The sequence below is a fragment of the Aquidulcibacter paucihalophilus genome (assembly GCF_002105465.1).
Lineage (GTDB): Bacteria > Pseudomonadota > Alphaproteobacteria > Caulobacterales > Aquidulcibacteraceae > Aquidulcibacter > Aquidulcibacter paucihalophilus.
This window is the reverse complement of sequence record NZ_NCSQ01000097.1, coordinates 1-464: the sequence shown is the minus strand read 5'-3', so window position 1 is coordinate 464 and position 464 is coordinate 1. Positions and strand designations below refer to the sequence as shown.

The 464-nt window shown below is 53.4% G+C and carries 1 protein-coding gene; it reads right to left on the bottom strand.

The features are described 5' to 3' along the window. A partial coding sequence (locus tag B7364_RS07930) for an integrase core domain-containing protein (RefSeq protein ID WP_157893578.1) occupies positions 1-464 on the bottom strand: 464 nt, incomplete at both ends.

The window sequence follows — 464 nt, the reverse complement described above, 5'->3', positions numbered from 1 at the left end:
TAGCACCATCGCCCCTGGTGAGTTCGCACCTGATTGTAGGTTTCAAGCCATGTATCAAGATCAGCCTGCAGGGCCTCAATACTGTCATAGACTTTCTTGCGGAAGGCGACGCGGTAAAATTCCTCCAGTACGGTCTTGTTGAAGCGCTCGCAGATACCATTGGTCTGGGGTGACTTCACCTTGGTGCGGGTGTGGTCGATATCCTCAACGGCCAGATAGAGCTCATACTCATGGCGCTCATGGGAGCCGCAATATTCGGTGCCTCTGTCGGTTAGCACCCGGTCCACTTTGATCCCATGCTCCTCAAAGAACGGGATCACCCGGTCATTGAGGGTATCGGCTGCTGTCAGCGGGGTCTTGCGGTCATAGAGTTTGGCAAAGCCCACCTTGCTATAGGTGTCGATCACCGTCTGCTGGTAGATTTTTCCCACGCCTTTCAATGTGCCGACATAGAAAGTGTCTTG